Source organism: Streptomyces sp. NPDC053426 (assembly GCF_055585405.1).
In genome coordinates this window covers 32480-47596 of the sequence record NZ_JBVJKE010000030.1, presented here as the reverse complement: position 1 = coordinate 47596, position 15117 = coordinate 32480, and the positions used below count along the sequence as shown (strand labels likewise).

Annotated in this window: 13 protein-coding genes; 5 read left to right on the top strand and 8 right to left on the bottom strand. The window is 72.1% G+C overall.

What is annotated here, in order from left to right; genetic code table 11:
* Positions 1–12: 12 nt before the first annotated feature.
* Positions 13–2550: an ABC transporter ATP-binding protein/permease gene (locus ACZ62B_RS36730; RefSeq protein ID WP_469693736.1), complete on the bottom strand. Its 2538-nt coding sequence runs from the start codon at positions 2548–2550 to the stop codon at positions 13–15.
* Positions 2551–2791: 241 nt separating this feature from the next.
* Between ACZ62B_RS36730 and ACZ62B_RS36725 the strand changes: the two genes are divergently transcribed.
* Both ACZ62B_RS36725 and serB read left to right on the top strand, forming a co-directional pair.
* On the top strand, positions 2792–4801 hold the full coding sequence (locus ACZ62B_RS36725) for a streptophobe family protein (protein WP_469693718.1): 2010 nt from the start codon (positions 2792–2794) through the stop codon (positions 4799–4801).
* 94 nt (positions 4802–4895) lie between these two features.
* Positions 4896–6104, top strand: a complete 1209-nt coding sequence (gene serB, locus ACZ62B_RS36720; protein WP_344563813.1) for a phosphoserine phosphatase SerB — start codon at positions 4896–4898, stop codon at positions 6102–6104.
* 84 nt (positions 6105–6188) lie between these two features.
* Here serB and ACZ62B_RS36715 read toward each other — a convergent pair whose 3' ends face one another.
* From ACZ62B_RS36715 to ACZ62B_RS36700, 4 genes are all read right to left on the bottom strand, one after another.
* On the bottom strand, positions 6189–6707 hold the full coding sequence (locus ACZ62B_RS36715) for a SixA phosphatase family protein (RefSeq protein ID WP_073937428.1): 519 nt from the start codon (positions 6705–6707) through the stop codon (positions 6189–6191).
* Positions 6708–6772: 65 nt separating this feature from the next.
* Complete coding sequence (locus ACZ62B_RS36710; protein ID WP_344563814.1) at positions 6773–6979, bottom strand: hypothetical protein; 207 nt, start codon at positions 6977–6979, stop codon at positions 6773–6775.
* 155 nt (positions 6980–7134) lie between these two features.
* Positions 7135–7251 (bottom strand): SGM_5486 family transporter-associated protein, encoded by a 117-nt coding sequence (locus ACZ62B_RS36705; protein ID WP_006132620.1) that lies wholly within the window; start codon positions 7249–7251, stop codon positions 7135–7137.
* Positions 7252–7659: 408 nt separating this feature from the next.
* Positions 7660–8976 (bottom strand): CynX/NimT family MFS transporter, encoded by a 1317-nt coding sequence (locus ACZ62B_RS36700; protein WP_344563815.1) that lies wholly within the window; start codon positions 8974–8976, stop codon positions 7660–7662.
* Between the two features lie 70 nt (positions 8977–9046).
* Between ACZ62B_RS36700 and ACZ62B_RS36695 the strand changes: the two genes are divergently transcribed.
* Positions 9047–9739 (top strand): FadR/GntR family transcriptional regulator, encoded by a 693-nt coding sequence (locus ACZ62B_RS36695; RefSeq protein ID WP_344563816.1) that lies wholly within the window; start codon positions 9047–9049, stop codon positions 9737–9739.
* Positions 9740–9828: 89 nt separating this feature from the next.
* On the opposite strand, the gene fabI is transcribed toward ACZ62B_RS36695, so the two are convergent.
* The 3 genes from fabI to ACZ62B_RS36680 form a co-directional block, all read right to left on the bottom strand.
* Entirely contained in the window at positions 9829–10596 is a 768-nt protein-coding gene (fabI, locus tag ACZ62B_RS36690) for an enoyl-ACP reductase FabI (protein WP_344563818.1), read from the bottom strand.
* Positions 10597–10601: 5 nt separating this feature from the next.
* Complete coding sequence (fabG, locus tag ACZ62B_RS36685; protein ID WP_344563820.1) at positions 10602–11321, bottom strand: 3-oxoacyl-[acyl-carrier-protein] reductase; 720 nt, start codon at positions 11319–11321, stop codon at positions 10602–10604.
* Between the two features lie 252 nt (positions 11322–11573).
* The gene (locus ACZ62B_RS36680) at positions 11574–11909 is read right to left on the bottom strand and encodes a hypothetical protein (protein WP_344563822.1); all 336 of its coding nucleotides are present in this window, start codon (positions 11907–11909) and stop codon (positions 11574–11576) included.
* A gap of 249 nt (positions 11910–12158) precedes the next feature.
* On the opposite strand from ACZ62B_RS36680, the gene ACZ62B_RS36675 reads away from it, so the two are divergent.
* A complete protein-coding gene (locus tag ACZ62B_RS36675) occupies positions 12159–13682 on the top strand; it encodes a TldD/PmbA family protein (protein ID WP_344563824.1) in 1524 nt (507 codons plus the stop codon).
* Positions 13679–15073: a metallopeptidase TldD-related protein gene (locus ACZ62B_RS36670; protein WP_468885602.1), complete on the top strand. Its 1395-nt coding sequence runs from the start codon at positions 13679–13681 to the stop codon at positions 15071–15073. The genes ACZ62B_RS36675 and ACZ62B_RS36670 overlap by 4 nt, the downstream gene beginning before the upstream one ends.
* Positions 15074–15117: the final 44 nt, after the last annotated feature.

The following is a 15117-nucleotide window of genomic DNA, read 5'->3' as shown; positions in this document are numbered from 1 at the left end:
GTACGGCGCGGACTACTTGCGCATGACCTCGGGCTCGTGGCGGCGCAGGAAGCGGGCCACGAAGAAGCCGCAGATCACACCGAGGGCGATCAGCGCGCCCATGTCCATCACCCAGGCACCGACCGTGTGCTCCCACAGCGGGTCCGTGTCGCCGGCCGTCTCCGGCGGGCTGATCTTGTTGAAGTCCAGCGTGGCGCCCGAGGCGGCGACCGCCCAGCGCGACGGCATCAGGAACGAGAACTGGTTGACGCCGATCGAGCCGTGCAGGGCGAACAGGCAGCCGGTGAAGACGACCTGGATGATCGCGAACATCACCAGCAGCGGCATGGTCTTCTCCGCGGTCTTCACCAGCGCGGAGATGATCAGGCCGAACATCATCGAGGTGAAGCCGAGCGCCATGATCGGCACGGAGAGCTCCAGCAGCGTGAAGCCGCCGAAGACCAGGCCCTCCTCCGGGATCTCCCGGCTGGAGAAGCCGATCACGCCGACCAGCAGGCCCTGCAGCACGGTGATCATGCCGAGCACGAACACCTTGGACATCAGGTACGCCGAGCGGGACAGGCCGGTGGCGCGCTCCCGCTCGTAGATGACCCGTTCCTTGATCAGCTCACGCACGGAGTTCGCCGCGCCCGCGAAGCAGGCGCCCACCGCGAGTATCAGCAGGACCGTGGTCGCCGTGCCGTTCGGGATGATCCGGCCCGCCGCGTTGGGCGGGTTGGGCAGCAGGCCCTTGTCCGCGTCGATGAGCAGGCTGACCGCGCCGAGGACGGCCGGCAGGATCACCATCAGGGCGAGGAAGCCCTTGTCGGAGATGATCACCGAGAGGTAGCGGCGCACCAGGGTCACGAACTGTGACATCCAGCCCTGCGGCTTCGGTGGCCGCATCGCCTGCATCGGCGGCACCTGTACGGACTGCGGTGCGACCGCGTCGATGTCCGCGGCGTACATCTGGTAGTGCTGCGAGCCCTTCCAGCGGCCCGCCCAGTCGTAGTCGCGGTAGTTCTCGAAGGCGGAGAAGACGTCGGCCCAGGTGTCGTAGCCGAAGAAGTTCAGCGCCTCCTCGGGCGGGCCGAAGTAGGCGACGGAGCCGCCGGGCGCCATCACCAGGAGCTTGTCGCAGATCGCCAGCTCGGCCACCGAGTGCGTGACGACGAGGACCGTACGGCCGTCGTCGGCGAGGCCGCGCAGGAGCTGCATGACGTCGCGGTCCATGCCCGGGTCGAGGCCGGAGGTGGGCTCGTCCAGGAAGATCAGGGACGGCTTGGTGAGCAGCTCCAGGGCGACGGAGACGCGCTTGCGCTGGCCGCCGGACAGGGACGTGACCTTCTTGTCCTTGTGGATGTCCAGCTTGAGCTCGCGCAGCACCTCGTCGATGCGGGACTCGCGCTCGGCGGCCGTGGTGTCGGCGGGGAAGCGGAGCTTGGCCGCGTACTTGAGGGCCTTCTTGACGGTCAGCTCCTTGTGCAGGATGTCGTCCTGCGGGACCAGACCGATGCGCTGGCGCAGCTCGGCGAACTGCTTGTAGAGGTTCCGGTTGTCGTAGAGGACCTCGCCCTGGTTGGCCGGGCGGTAGCCGGTGAGCGCCTTGAGCAGGGTCGACTTGCCGGATCCTGACGGGCCGATGACCGCGATCAGCGACTTCTCGGGGACGCCGAAGGAGACGTCCTTGAGGATCTGCTTGCCGCCGTCGACGGTGACCGTCAGGTGGCGGGCGGAGAAGGACACCTCACCGGTGTCGACGAACTCCTCGAGCCGGTCGCCGACGATCCGGAACGTCGAGTGACCGACGCCCACGATGTCGGTGGGGCCGAGCAGTTGGGCGCCGCCCTTGGCGATCGGCTGGCCGTTGACGTACGTGCCGTTGTGCGAGCCGAGGTCGCGGATCTCCATGCGGCCGTCGGGCGTCGAGTGGAACTCGGCGTGGTTGCGGGAGACCTGGAGGTCGGAGACGACCAGGTCGTTCTCCAGGGCGCGGCCGATGCGCATCACGCGGCCGAGGGAGAACTGGTGGAACGTGGTGGGGCTGCGGTCGCCGTAGACCGGCGGCGCGCCCGCGCCGCCGCCGGGACCCTGCTGCTGCGGGATGTGCGGCGCGGACTGCTGCGGTGCCGGCTGCTGCGGCTGCTGCCAGCCGGGCTGCTGGGCGGGCTGCTGCTGCGGCGGCGCCTGCTGGGACCAGCCGGGGTTCGCGCCCTGGGCGGCGTACGGCTGCTGCGGCTGCGCCTGCGGCGTGGCGGCCGGGGCCGCGGCACCGGCGCCTGCGCCGGACAGCGTCACGCGCGGGCCGTCGGTCGCGTTGCCCAGGTTCAGCACCGTGTCGGAGCCGAGCTCCAGGTGGTGGATCCGCTGCCCCTGCACGAACGTGCCGTTGGTGCTGCCGTGGTCCTCGATGACCCAACTGCGCCCGTTGAAGCTGATCGTGGCGTGACGCCAGGAGACCCTGGCGTCGTCCAGCACGACGTCCCCCTGCGGATCGCGTCCGAGGGTGTATGCCCTGGACGGATCGAGCGTCCAGGTCCGTCCGTTTGATTCCAGTACGAGTTCCGGCACTCCATGCCCCACTGAGTTGTCCCCCGAATTTCCCCCGTCGCAGGGAGTCTAGGGATGGCGAACATCGGGGGGAACTATTTCAGGCTCGGCCCTCTGACCGAAAGTCGGCCCTGTCACGAGCGCGCACCAAGGTGTTCACCGGCTTTCGTCAACGGGGGTTGAAATCGGCCCGGAGAGTGGTAAACCACGCGAGAGGGACATGTGCGGCCGTCACGCCGCGTCGCGGATCGGGGGGCCTGCCATGGGTGCTGCCACGGGCAGCGGAGGAGCGGAGCACGGTGCGCGCGTGCCGTGGGGCGATGTGGTGATGTCCGCGGTCGCCGCGGTGAGCTGGGCGCTGATCGGGATGACGGGGACGGCGGCGCTCGGGCTGCGTCTGCTGGACGCGGACGCGGCCGGTTCGCTGGGTCCGATGACCGCCGCGGTGGTGGCTCTGGGGGCGGGCGGTTCGGTCACGCCGTCCGGTGACGTGTCCGCCTTCGGGCTGTCGGGGGCGGAGGCCGGCACGGCCGTGGAGGTCACGCCGCTGGGTGTGAGTCTGGTGGGCGCGCTGCTGCTGTCGTACTTCTTCCTGCGGTCCTTGCGGGCGGCGGGAGTCGTGGTCTCCGGCGCCGAACTCCTCGCGCGTGCGGGCGCGGTGGTCGCGCTGTTCGTGGCGATGACGGGCGGGCTGGTCTGGGCGGGGCACGACGTCATCACCATCGACGGGGGCTCGCTGGACCTCGACGACCTGCCGGGGGTGGGTGGTGGCGGGGTCGAGATCCCGGGGCTGGGCGATGTCGGGGGTCTGCTGCCGGACCGGGTGGGTGATCTCGTCGACGCGGAGGCGGCGGTGGGGTTCGCCGTCGACACGGTGCCGACGCTGCTCGGTGGCCTCGGCTGGGCGGCCGGCGTCCTGCTCGTCGCGCTGCTGGCGTCCCGCCGCACTCCCCTGCCGGACGGCTGGGACGCCGTGCACCGTGTCGTACGGCCGGCGGTGTCCGCCCTCGTCGCGGTGGGGCTGGTGGCGGTGGCGGCGGGGCTCGCTGCGGCGGGGTACGCGGCGATCGGCGACGACCATCCCCGGCGGATCGCGGGGGCGGCGCTGCTGGGGGCGCCGAACGGGGTGTGGATCGGCGTACCGCTCGGCCTGTTCGTGCCGTGGGACGGGCGGGCGAGCGGAGCGCTGCTCGGGGTGCTGCCGCACCCCGTGGACGATCTGCTGCGGGCCGGCTCGGACCGGTCCGTCACGCTGGGGCGGCTGGCGGAGTTCGACGGGCGGGTGTGGCTGCTGGCGGTGGCCGCCGCGCTGATGATGCTGCTGGCGGGGGTGCTGACGGGCGTGCGCACGCCGGTCGGGGAGGCGGCTGATCGCGGAGCGGCCGGTTTCGCGGGGCGGTGTGCGCTGCGGCTGGGTGCCGCTACGGCGCTGACCCTGCCGTTGCTGGCCTGGCTGACGGAGGTGTCGGCGAACGCCTCGCTGTCCGTGCTGGGCTTCGACGCGTTCGGCGCCGGCATCGAGCTGCGCGGCAGGCTCGGCACGGCGCTCCTGCTGGGCGCGGTGTGGGGCACGGGTGCGGGCGCGACGGGTGCGCTGCTGGCCTGGGCGAGCGGGGCGGCGGGGGTGCGGGCGGCGCCGTTGGCACGGGGTGACATGAAGGCGGGCGGTGGGTGGCGGGCGGTGGGTGGCGTCGAGGGCGCGGACGGGTCACCGGCCCCCGGGCCGTACGAGCCGGGGGTTCCTTACCGGGCCCCCGACCCGGACACCAATCCGTATTTGCGGGTGGGGCGGGAGCCGCGGGGGTCTCAGGAGTCGGGGACGCGGGAAGAACCGTGGGGGCCGCCGGGAGCACCGCACGGGGCACGGGAAGCCGGGGCGCCGGGGCCGTGGGGGTCACCGCCGCGAGGACCGCACGGGGAGCGGGAGGCCGGGACGGAGGAGCCACGGAGGCCGTCGGCGCGAGGGCCGCGGGAAGCGCACCGGGAGCAGGAGCCGCGGGAGGCGGGGCCGCGCGGGTCGCGGGAGGCCGGGGCGCGGGAGCCGGAGGATGCGGTGCCTGCGGCGGGTGGGGTGTCGGGGGATGGTGAGCCGCAGGTGGCCGGGGATTCCGAGGGGAGCGGCGATGTCTACGGGGCGCCCACCGTGATCGGGCCGGTCGAGCCGAACCGGCGGGGAACCGGGGCGCGGGGGCGGTCGCCGTCGTGGCCGGACGAGCCTCCGCCGCCTCCGCCGCCCCCTCCCCCGGCGCCCCGGAAGCCGGACCGTACGTAAGCTCCGGGACACCCCGGTGACGGGCCGTGTTCATTGTCCGGCTGGCGGACCTCGGAGGCGCGAGGCACTGGGTGCCGGATACGGTGGGAACACCATGAGCGCATCGCAGACCACCGACGTTCCCACCCTCCTTGTCAAGATCTTCGGCAAGGACCGGCCGGGCATCACGGCCGGCCTCTTCGACACCCTCGCCGCCTACTCGGTCGACGTGGTCGACATCGAGCAGGTCGTCACCCGTGGCCGCATCGTGCTCTGCGCGCTCGTGACCGAGCCGCCCAAGGGGCTGGAAGGGGATCTGCGGGCGACCGTCCACAGCTGGGCGGAGTCGATGAAGATGCAGGCGGAGATCATCTCCGGCAAGGGCGACAACCGTCCGCGCGGGCTCGGCCGCTCCCTGGTCACCGTGCTGGGACACCCCCTCACCTCGGAGGCGACGGCGGCGATCGCCGCGCGGATCACCAAGGCCGGCGGCAACATCGACCGCATCTTCCGGCTCGCCAAGTACCCGGTGACCGCCGTGGAGTTCGCGGTGTCCGGCGTGGAGACGGAACCGCTGCGGACCGCGCTGGTGACCGACGCGGCGCGGCTCGGGGTCGACGTGGCCGTGGTCGGGGCGGGGCTGTACCGGCGGGCGCAGCGCCTGGTCGTCATGGACGTGGACTCCACGCTCATCCAGGACGAGGTGATCGAGCTCTTCGCCGCGCACGCCGGCTGCGAGGACGAGGTCGCCGAGGTGACGGCGGCCGCGATGCGCGGGGAACTGGACTTCGAGCAGTCGCTGCACGCGCGTGTGGCGCTGTTGGAGGGGCTGGACGCCTCCGTGGTGGACAAGGTCCGCAGCGAGGTGCGGCTGACGCCGGGCGCCCGCACCCTGATCCGTACGCTGAAACGTCTCGGCTACCAAGTGGGCGTGGTCTCGGGTGGGTTCACCCAGGTCACGGATGATCTGAAGGAGCGGCTGGGGCTGGACTTCGCCCAGGCCAACACCCTGGAGATCGTCGACGGGAAGCTGACGGGCAAGGTCACCGGCGAGATCGTGGACCGGGCGGGCAAGGCCCGGCTGCTGCGCCGGTTCGCCGCCGAGGCGGGTGTGCCGCTGTCGCAGACGGTGGCGATCGGTGACGGTGCGAACGATCTCGACATGCTGAACGCGGCGGGGCTCGGTGTCGCCTTCAACGCCAAGCCGGTGGTGCGCGAGGCCGCGCACACGGCGGTGAACTTCCCCTTCCTGGACACGGTCCTGTACCTGCTCGGCGTCACCCGCGAAGAGGTCGAGGCGGCGGACACGCTCGACGTGGGCTGAGCCGCCCGGACCGGGGCACAGCCCGGCGACGGGCGGGCCCGGCACCGACGGACGCCGGGTGCCGGGCCCCTGCCGTGCCGGGTGTCACTCGGTGGGCGCCCAGTAGTCGACCAGCGTGCCGACGCCGGGCTCGAGGGACTTCCAGGAACCGGTGAAGGACAGGACGGCGAAGGCGGCGGCCGGGTAGCCGAGCCGGCTCATGCGCTCGCGGGCGTCGCCCTCCGCCGCGCCGGCCAGGATGTCGGCGAGTCCCTGGACGCCCGGGTTGTGGCCGACCAGGAGGACGTTCTGCGCGTCGTCGGGGGTCTCGTTGAGCAGGGCGATCAGCTCGCCGGGCGAGGCATCGTAGACCCGCTCCTCGTAGACGGTCTTCGGCCGCTCGGGGAACTCGTGGACCGCGAGCTTCCAGGTCTCGCGGGTCCGGACCGCGGTGGAGCACAGGGCCAGGTCGAAGGCGATACCGGTGTCGGCGAGCTTGCGCCCGGCGACGGCGGCATCCATGCGGCCCCGCTCGGCGAGTGGGCGCTCGTGGTCGGAGACCGGGGGCCAGTCGGCTTTCGCATGCCGGAAAAGGACAATCCTGCGGGGTTCTGCGACGCTCATGTGACCCAGCTTCGCATGAAACAGGCCATGGGGCGCAGGGAGTTGACCGGCGCTTCCGGGGGTGTTCAGCGGGCTATGAGCTGCTGTGCGCGCTCGACGAGGTGGGTGAGCGCGGGATCGCCGACGGCTGCGTGGGCGTCGGCGGGGTTGAGGACCAGGGTGAGCAGGGCGACGAAGGCGAGGGTGGGCAGGGCCAGGGCCCACCACGGCAGCCGGGTGTCGACGGCGCCCCGGGGGGCCGGGTGGGGCCGGGTGTGCGTGCGCGCCGGCATGGGGGCCTCCGCTCTTCGAATGGTCCGTGGCCCGCGTCTCGCGGCCACATCTCGAAGGTACGGATTCCTGGGGTCCCAACCCATCCGGTGACCCACCCACTTGACCCTGAGCCTGGCCCCCTAGGGGATGGTGGTGCCAGCACCACCATGGGGCGTCATGGGGCGAGGACGGTCGCGATCACGCCGATGACGATGAAGATGGCGAAGAACGCGCCGAAGACGAGCAGCATCTTCTTCTGGCCGTTCTGTGGATTGGGGTCGAGGACTGGCATGCGGCAAGTCTCGCACCTCGGTCGCCTGCGGCGGGCTTCGGGGGGCGTGTGGCGTGGGTGGCCTGGTGGCCGGGGTCTTCGGGTGCGGCGGTTTCGTCGAGCGGGCCGTGCGGGGGGTCTGGTCGTGGGGCGGTCGTTTTTCGCCCCCGCCGCCCCTTCCCGTCCCGTCCCTGGGGGCTTCGCCCCCAGACCCCCTTCGCGCAGTTCCCCGCGCCCCTGTATGGCCGGACCCCCTTCGCGCCCACGCGGCGGAGCCGCACATCGGCACAGCCCCGCACCCCTGTATGGCCGGACCCCCTTCGCGCCCACGCGGCGGAGCCGCACATCGGCACAGCCCCGCGCCCCTGTATGGCCGGACCCCCTTCGCGCCCACGCGGCGGAGCCGCACATCGGCACAGCCCCGCGCCCCTATGGGGCAGGGGGCGTTGCCTCGTCCTCCACCGTGCGGGGGCGGCCTGCCAGGACGCCCACGATCATCTGCGGGATCATCAGGGCGGCCATCAGTGCGATGGGCAGGCCCCAGCCGCCGCTGTGCTGGTAGAGGACGCCCACCAGGAGCGGGCCGGGGATGGAGATCAGGTAGCCGGTGCTCTGGGCGAAGGCCGACAGCTGGGCCACGCCCGCGCCGGTCCTGGCGCGCATCCCGACCATGGTGAGCGCCAGCGGGAAGGCGCAGTTCGCGATGCCCAGCAGCAGCGCCCAGACCCAGGCGCCGGCGGCTGGCGCGAAGTACAGGCCCGCGTATCCGACGAGGCCGCTGACGCCCAGCGCGAGCACGATCGGGCCCTGGTGGGGCAGCCGGGTGGCGAGGCGCGGGATGACGAAGGCCAGCGGGACGCCCATCACCATGATGACCGCGAGGAGCAGCCCGGCCGTGCCCGCGGGGACGCCCGCGTCCCGGAAGATCTGCGCCATCCAGCCCATGGTGATGTAGGCGGCGGTGGCCTGGAGCCCGAAGAAGACGGCCAGCGCCCAGGCGGTACGGCTGCGGGTGATGCGCAGCCGTACCGGCGCCTCGGCGGGAGTGTCCCGTCCGGCACGCGCCCCGTCGTGCTCCGGTTCCCGTGCCCGTACGAAGGGGATCCACGGCAGTACGGCGGCCGCCGCCAGGGCCGCCCACAGGGCGAGGCCCGTCCGCCAGTTCCCGCCCAGCGCGTCGGTCAGCGGCACGGTCACGGCCGCCGCCGTGGCGGTGCCCATGGCGAGGGCCATGGAGTACAGGCCGGTCATGGAGCCGACCCGGTCGGGGAACCAGCGCTTGACGATGACCGGCATCAGGACGTTGCTGACGGCGATGCCCATCAGCGCCAGCGCGCTGGTGGCCAGGAACGCCGCCGTGCCGCCCACGTACGGGCGTATCAGCAGGCCGGCGCCGATGGCGACCATGCCGGCGCAGACCACCGCGCCCGCGCCGAACCTGCGGGCCAGCCGTGGCGCGGTGACGCCGAAGACGGCGAAGCACAGCGGGGGCACGGAGGTGAGCAGTCCGGCCACGCTCCCGCTCATGCCGAGCCCGTCGCGGACCTCCTCCAGCAGCGCGCCCAGGCTGGTGATGGCGGGACGGAGGTTGAGCGCGGCCAGCACGATGCCGACGACGAGCAGTCGCGTCCGCCACGCGCGCGCGGCCCCGGTCCCGGCGACGGTCCGGACTCCGGACGCGGCCGACGTGCGTACGGTCGTGGACGTGGTCGTCCGGTTTTCCTCACTAGCCATGAACCCCATCATAGAATCATAGGATGATTGGTTGTCCATGCCGTGGCCGCCGCACGGCGACCCTGTCGTGCGAAGGTGTGTCATGCCGTTGAGCCATCCCCGTCGTTCGGCCCTGTCCGAGCAGGTCATCGCCGCCCTGCGCGCCCAGATCACCTCGGGCGAGTGGCCGGTCGGCGCACGCATCCCCACCGAGCCGGAACTGGTGGAGCAACTGGGGGTGGCCCGCAACACGGTCCGCGAGGCCGTCCGCGCGCTGGCGCACAACGGGCTGCTGGACATCCGCCAGGGCTCCGGCACGTACGTGGTGGCCACCAGCGAGCTGGCCGGCGTGATGCACCGCCGTTTCGCCGACGCCGACCCCCGGCACATCGCCGAGCTGCGTTCGACCCTGGAGTCGGCCGCCGCGCGGCTGGCCGCCGAGCGGCGTACGGAGAAGGACCTCAAGCAGATCGACACCCTGCTGCTGCGCCGGGAGGAGGCCTGGGAGTCGGGTGAGGCGGAGGCGTTCGTGGCGGCGGACGCCACGTTCCACCTGGCGGTCGTGGCCGCCTCGCACAACGACGTGATGACCGCGATGTACGCGGACCTGAGCGAGGTGCTGCGGGACTGGCTGCGCGGCGACGTGGGCGCGGGCATGACCCCGGAGATGCACATGGACCACGGCCGGCTGGTGGACGCGATCCGCGCGGGTGACGCGGCGACGGCGGCCGAGGAGGCCGCCGCCTATCCGTTCGTGTGCCGCCCGGGACTGTTCGGCCCGCCCTCCGTCGGCTGATCTCCGTCGGCTGACTTCCGCCGGGCGGGTCGGACCGACGTGAGGGCCCGCACCCCGTGCGGGGTGCGGGCCCTCGGCAAGGCGTCCGGTCAGGCGCCGATGGCGTGCAGACCGCCGTCCACGTGGACGATCTCGCCCGTGGTCTTCGGGAACCAGTCGCTCAGCAGGGCGACGACGCCCCGGCCGGCCGGCTCCGGGTCCTTCAGGTCCCACTCCAGCGGGGAGCGGTTGTCCCACACGGAGGCCAGCTCGCCGAAGCCCGGGATGGACTTGGCGGCCATGGAGCCGAGCGGGCCCGCGGAGACCAGGTTGCAGCGGATGTTCTGCTTGCCCAGGTCCCGGGCCATGTAGCGGCTGGTGGCCTCCAGGGCGGCCTTGGCGGGGCCCATCCAGTCGTACTGCGGCCAGGCGAACTGGGCGTCGAAGGTGAGGCCGACGACCGCGCCGCCGTTCTGCATCAGCGGCAGGCAGGCCATGGTCAGCGACTTCAGGGAGAACGCCGAGACGTGCATGGCCGTGGCGACCGACTCGAACGGCGTGTTGAGGAAGTTGCCGCCGAGCGCGTCCTGCGGCGCGAAGCCGATGGAGTGCACGACGCCGTCGAGGCCGCCGAACTCCTCGCCGACCACGTCGGCCAGCCGGCCCAGGTGCTCGTCGTTGGTGACGTCGAGCTCGATGACCTTGGCGGGCTTGGGGAGCTTCTTGGCGATGCGCTCGGTCAGGGTGGGCCGCGGGAACGCGGTGAGGATGACCTCGGCGCCCTGCTCCTGGGCCAGCTTGGCGGCGTGGAAGGCGATGGACGCCTCCGTCAGCACACCGGTGATCAGGACGCGCTTGCCCTCGAGAATTCCGCTCATGTCGTTCAGTGACCCATTCCCAGTCCGCCGTCAACAGGGATGACGGCTCCAGTGATGTACGAGGCGTCGTCCGAGGCGAGGAACCGCACCGCGGCGGCGATCTCCTCCGGCTTCGCGTACCGGCCGAGCGGCACCTGCGACACGATGTTCGCCCGCTGGTCGTCGGTGAGCACCTTGGTCATGTCGGTGTCGACGAAGCCGGGCGCGACGACGTTGAAGGTGATGTTGCGCGAGCCCAGCTCACGGGCGAGGGAGCGCGCGAAACCGACCAGGCCGGCCTTGGAGGCGGCGTAGTTCGCCTGCCCCGCGGAGCCGAGCAGTCCGACCACCGAGGAGATCAGCACGACGCGGCCCTTCTTGGCGCGCAGCATGCCGCGGTTGGCGCGCTTGACGACCCGGAAGGTGCCGGTGAGGTTGGTGTCGACGACCGAGGTGAAGTCCTCCTCGGACATGCGCATCAGGAGCTGGTCCTTGGTGACACCGGCGTTGGCCACGAGCACCTCGACGGGGCCGTGCGCCTCCTCGATCTCCTTGTAGGCCTGCTCCACCTGCTCGGGGTCGGTGATGTCGCACCGGACCGCCAGGACACCCTGCTCCGTGAGCACCCGGGGCGGCTCACCGGAACGGTACGTGATCGCGACCTTGTCGCCCGCCTCCGCGAAGACGCCGGCAATGGCGAGGCCGATACCCCGGTTTCCACCGGTGACGAGAACCGAGCGGCTCATCGGGTCACCCTTTCAATAGCGGTCTGGTACAGCGAAAACCTATCGGTACCGGTGCCGATCCGAGCGATCGGCCACCCACAGCACCTTCGCACCGCCTCTGTCGGGTCCCTACAGAAAGCCACGCCGTCCGGTCACGGGCGCGCGGGGCTCTCCCGTGCTTCCCTCACCCGGGTGGCGGCGCGGGGCCGGACGCGCGGGAGCGCTCCCGCCGGACCGGACGGTCCGATGGGAGCGCTCCCGTGACGCTTCGGCTCAGTACACGTGGCGGGTGTACCACGTCCCGCTGTCGAAGAAGAAGTGGTCCACGGCGAGCTTGTGCCCGCCGCTGTAGTGGGCGTACGCCACGGCCTGCTCGCCGGGTCCGCCGTCGCCCAGGCTCGTGCTCAGGCAGGTGCCGGGGTTGATGACGTAGGTGCTGAAGCCGCCCCGCAGCGGGAACTCCACGTTGATGTGCTGCGCGCGGTGGTTGCAGGCCGTCAGCCCGCCCGTCCTGTCCAGGGGCTCGTCGGCGACCGCGGCGGGGGTGGACAGGGCCGTGAGAAGACCGGCGGTCGCGGCCGCCAGGGCGGCCACACGACGCATACGCATACGCACTCCTTGAGTCGGGCCGTCCGAACGATTGTCCGGACCGGCGCTCCCGAACGTACGGCGGCTCCGCGCACGGACAGTGACGGAACCTCTGCCAGTCGGTGAACAGCCGTGGTTCCAGAGGAAGTTGGGGAATCCCGGACGCGAGTGGCACACCGCGGCGGCCGTCCGTCACGTTCCCCGGGGGCGCCCGTGGTTCACTGCTGGCGGATGAGCACATCTCGCGATGGTGAGAAGGGGAGGCCGCTCGTGGCCCATGAGGTCGATCAGTCGTTTCTGGCGCTGCCGCTGAGGGCCCTCGCCGACGCCGCGCTCGCACGCGCGCGGGCGCTCGGGGCGGAGCACGCGGACTTCCGCCTGGAGCGGGTGCGCAGCGCGTCCTGGCGGCTGAGGGACGCCAAGCCGGCCGGGTCGTCGGACACCACCGACCTCGGCTACGCGGTGCGCGTGGTGCACGGCGGGACCTGGGGGTTCGCGTCCGGGGTGGATCTGACCCTGGACGCCGCCGCCAAGGTCGCCTCGCAGGCCGTGGCGATGGCGAAACTGTCCGCACAGGTGATCCGGGCGGCCGGGTCGGACGAAAGGGTGGAGCTGGCCGACGAGCCGGTGCACTCCGAGAAGACCTGGGTGTCGTCGTACGAGATCGATCCGTTCGCCGTGCCCGACGAGGAGAAGGCCGGGCTGCTGGCCGAGTGGAGCGCGCGGCTGCTGGCGGCGAACGGGGTGGACCACGTCGACGCCTCGCTGCTCACCGTGCACGAGAACAAGTTCTACGCCGACACCGCCGGGACCGTGACCACGCAGCAGCGGGTGCGGCTGCACCCGGTCTTCACGGCCGTGTCCGTCGACGACTCCAGCGGTGAGTTCGACTCCATGCGGACCATCGCGCCGCCCGTCGGGCGCGGCTGGGAGTACCTGACGGGCACCGGCTGGGACTGGGACGACGAGCTGGGGCGGATCCCGGAGCTGCTCGCGGAGAAGATGCGGGCGCCGAGCGTCGAGGCGGGGCTGTACGACCTGGTGGTGGACCCGTCCAACCTGTGGCTGACCATCCACGAGTCCATCGGGCACGCCACCGAGCTGGACCGCGCGCTCGGCTACGAGGCGGCGTACGCCGGGACCTCGTTCGCCACCTTCGACCTGATCGACAAGCTGCGGTACGGCTCCGAGCTGATGAACGTCACCGGTGACCGCACCGCCGAGCACGGGCTCGCCACCGTCGGCTACGACGACGAGGGCGTCGAGGCGCAGTCCTGGGACCTGGTGAAGGACGGCACGCTGGTCGGCTACCAGCTCGACCGGCGGATCGCGAAGCTGACCGGGTTCGAGCGGTCCAACGGGTGCGCGTTCGCGGACTCCCCCGGCCATGTGCCGGTGCAGCGCATGGCCAACGTGTCGCTGCGGCCCGATCCGGCCGGGATGTCGACGGAGGACCTGATCGGGGGCGTGGACCGGGGCATCTACGTCGTCGGGGACCGGTCGTGGTCGATCGACATGCAGCGGTACAACTTCCAGTTCACCGGGCAGCGCTTCTACCGGATCGAGAACGGGCGGCTCGCGGGGCAGCTCCGGGACGTCGCCTACCAGGCCACGACCACGGACTTCTGGGGTTCCATGGCGGCGGTCGGCGGCCCGCAGACGTACGTCCTGGGCGGTGCCTTCAACTGCGGCAAGGCCCAGCCGGGGCAGGTCGCGGCGGTCTCGCACGGCTGCCCGTCCGCCCTGTTCAAGGGAGTCAACATCCTCAACACCACGCAGGAGGCCGGGCGATGAGCGCGCGTTCCAGCAAGCCGTACGAGATCGTCGAGCGCGCTCTCGAACTGTCCCGGGCCGACGGCTGTGTCGTGATCGCCGACGAGCACTCGACCGCCAATCTGCGCTGGGCGGGCAACGCGCTCACCACGAACGGTGTCACGCGCGGGCGCACGCTCACCGTGATCGCCACGGTGGACGGCGCGCGGGGCACGGCCTCCGGGGTGGTGTCCCGGTCCGCGGTGACCGTGGACGAGCTGGAGCCGCTGGTGCGGGCCGCCGAGGCCGCCGCGCGGGGCGCGGGTCCGGCCGAGGACGCGCAGCCGCTGGTCACGGGGGTGGCCCCGTCGCCCGAGTTCACGGAGGCGCCCGCCGAGACCTCCTCCGCCGTGTTCGCGGACTTCGCCCCGGCGCTGGGCGAGGCGTTCGCACGCGCGCGTGCCGGCGGCCGGGAGCTGTACGGCTTCGCCAACCACGAGCTGGTCTCCAGCTACCTCGGCACGTCGACGGGGCTGCGGCTGCGGCACGACCAGCCGAACGGGACCCTGGAGCTGAACGCCAAGTCGCCGGACCGTACGCGGTCGGCGTGGGCGGGGCGCTCCACGCGGGACTTCAAGGACGTCGACCCGGCGGCGCTCGACGCCGAGCTGGCCGTACGGCTGGGCTGGGCCGAGCGGCGCCTGGAGCTGCCCGCGGGCCGGTACGAGACGCTGCTGCCGCCGACCGCGGTGGCGGACCTGCTGATCTACCAGTTCTGGTCGGCGTCGGGGCGGGACGCGGCCGAGGGGCGCACGGTGTTCTCCAAGCCGGGCGGCGGCACCCGGGTCGGCGAGCGGCTGACCGGGCTGCCGCTGACCCTGCGCAGCGACCCCGACGAGCCGGGCCTGGAGTCGGCGCCGTTCGTGATCGCGCACTCCTCCGGCGGCGACCAGTCGGTGTTCGACAACGGGCTGCCGCTGTCGGCGACGGAGTGGATCCGCGAGGGCGAGCTGAGGCACCTGACCACCAGCCGGCACGGTGCGGATCTGACCGGGCTGCCGACCGCGCCCGGGATCGACAACCTGATCCTGGACGGGGGCGACGACCGCTCCCTCGAGGAGATGGTCGCGGCCACCGAGCGGGGGCTGCTGCTGACCTGCCTGTGGTACATCCGCGAGGTCGACCCGGCGACGCTGCTGCTCACCGGCCTGACCCGGGACGGCGTCTACCTCGTCGAGAACGGCGAGGTCACCGGTGAGGTGAACAACTTCCGGTTCAACGAGTCGCCGGTGGACCTGCTCGGCCGGGCGGCCGAGGCGGGCCGTACGGAGAAGACGCTGCCCAGGGAGTGGGGCGACTGGTTCACCAGGGCGGCGATGCCCGCGCTGCGCGTCCCCGATTTCAACATGAGCTCTGTCAGCCAGGGCGTATAACCTCGTAGGCGTTCACAACCGGCCGTCACCCGACCGGCCGAAGA

Bases quoted from the DNA above. Each gene is read 5' to 3' on its own strand.
- fabI (WP_344563818.1), bottom strand. From the start codon at position 10,596: ATGAGCGGAATTCTCGAGGGCAAGCGCGTCCTGATCACCGGTGTGCTG.
- ACZ62B_RS36725 (WP_469693718.1), top strand. From the start codon at position 2,792: ATGGGTGCTGCCACGGGCAGCGGAGGAGCGGAGCACGGTGCGCGCGTG.
- ACZ62B_RS36680 (WP_344563822.1), bottom strand. From the start codon at position 11,909: ATGCGTATGCGTCGTGTGGCCGCCCTGGCGGCCGCGACCGCCGGTCTT.
- ACZ62B_RS36695 (WP_344563816.1), top strand. From the start codon at position 9,047: ATGCCGTTGAGCCATCCCCGTCGTTCGGCCCTGTCCGAGCAGGTCATC.
- ACZ62B_RS36700 (WP_344563815.1), bottom strand. From the start codon at position 8,976: ATGATGGGGTTCATGGCTAGTGAGGAAAACCGGACGACCACGTCCACG.
- fabG (WP_344563820.1), bottom strand. From the start codon at position 11,321: ATGAGCCGCTCGGTTCTCGTCACCGGTGGAAACCGGGGTATCGGCCTC.
- ACZ62B_RS36705 (WP_006132620.1), bottom strand. From the start codon at position 7,251: ATGCCAGTCCTCGACCCCAATCCACAGAACGGCCAGAAGAAGATGCTG.
- ACZ62B_RS36670 (WP_468885602.1), top strand. From the start codon at position 13,679: ATGAGCGCGCGTTCCAGCAAGCCGTACGAGATCGTCGAGCGCGCTCTC.
- serB (WP_344563813.1), top strand. From the start codon at position 4,896: ATGAGCGCATCGCAGACCACCGACGTTCCCACCCTCCTTGTCAAGATC.
- ACZ62B_RS36715 (WP_073937428.1), bottom strand. From the start codon at position 6,707: ATGAGCGTCGCAGAACCCCGCAGGATTGTCCTTTTCCGGCATGCGAAA.
- ACZ62B_RS36710 (WP_344563814.1), bottom strand. From the start codon at position 6,979: ATGCCGGCGCGCACGCACACCCGGCCCCACCCGGCCCCCCGGGGCGCC.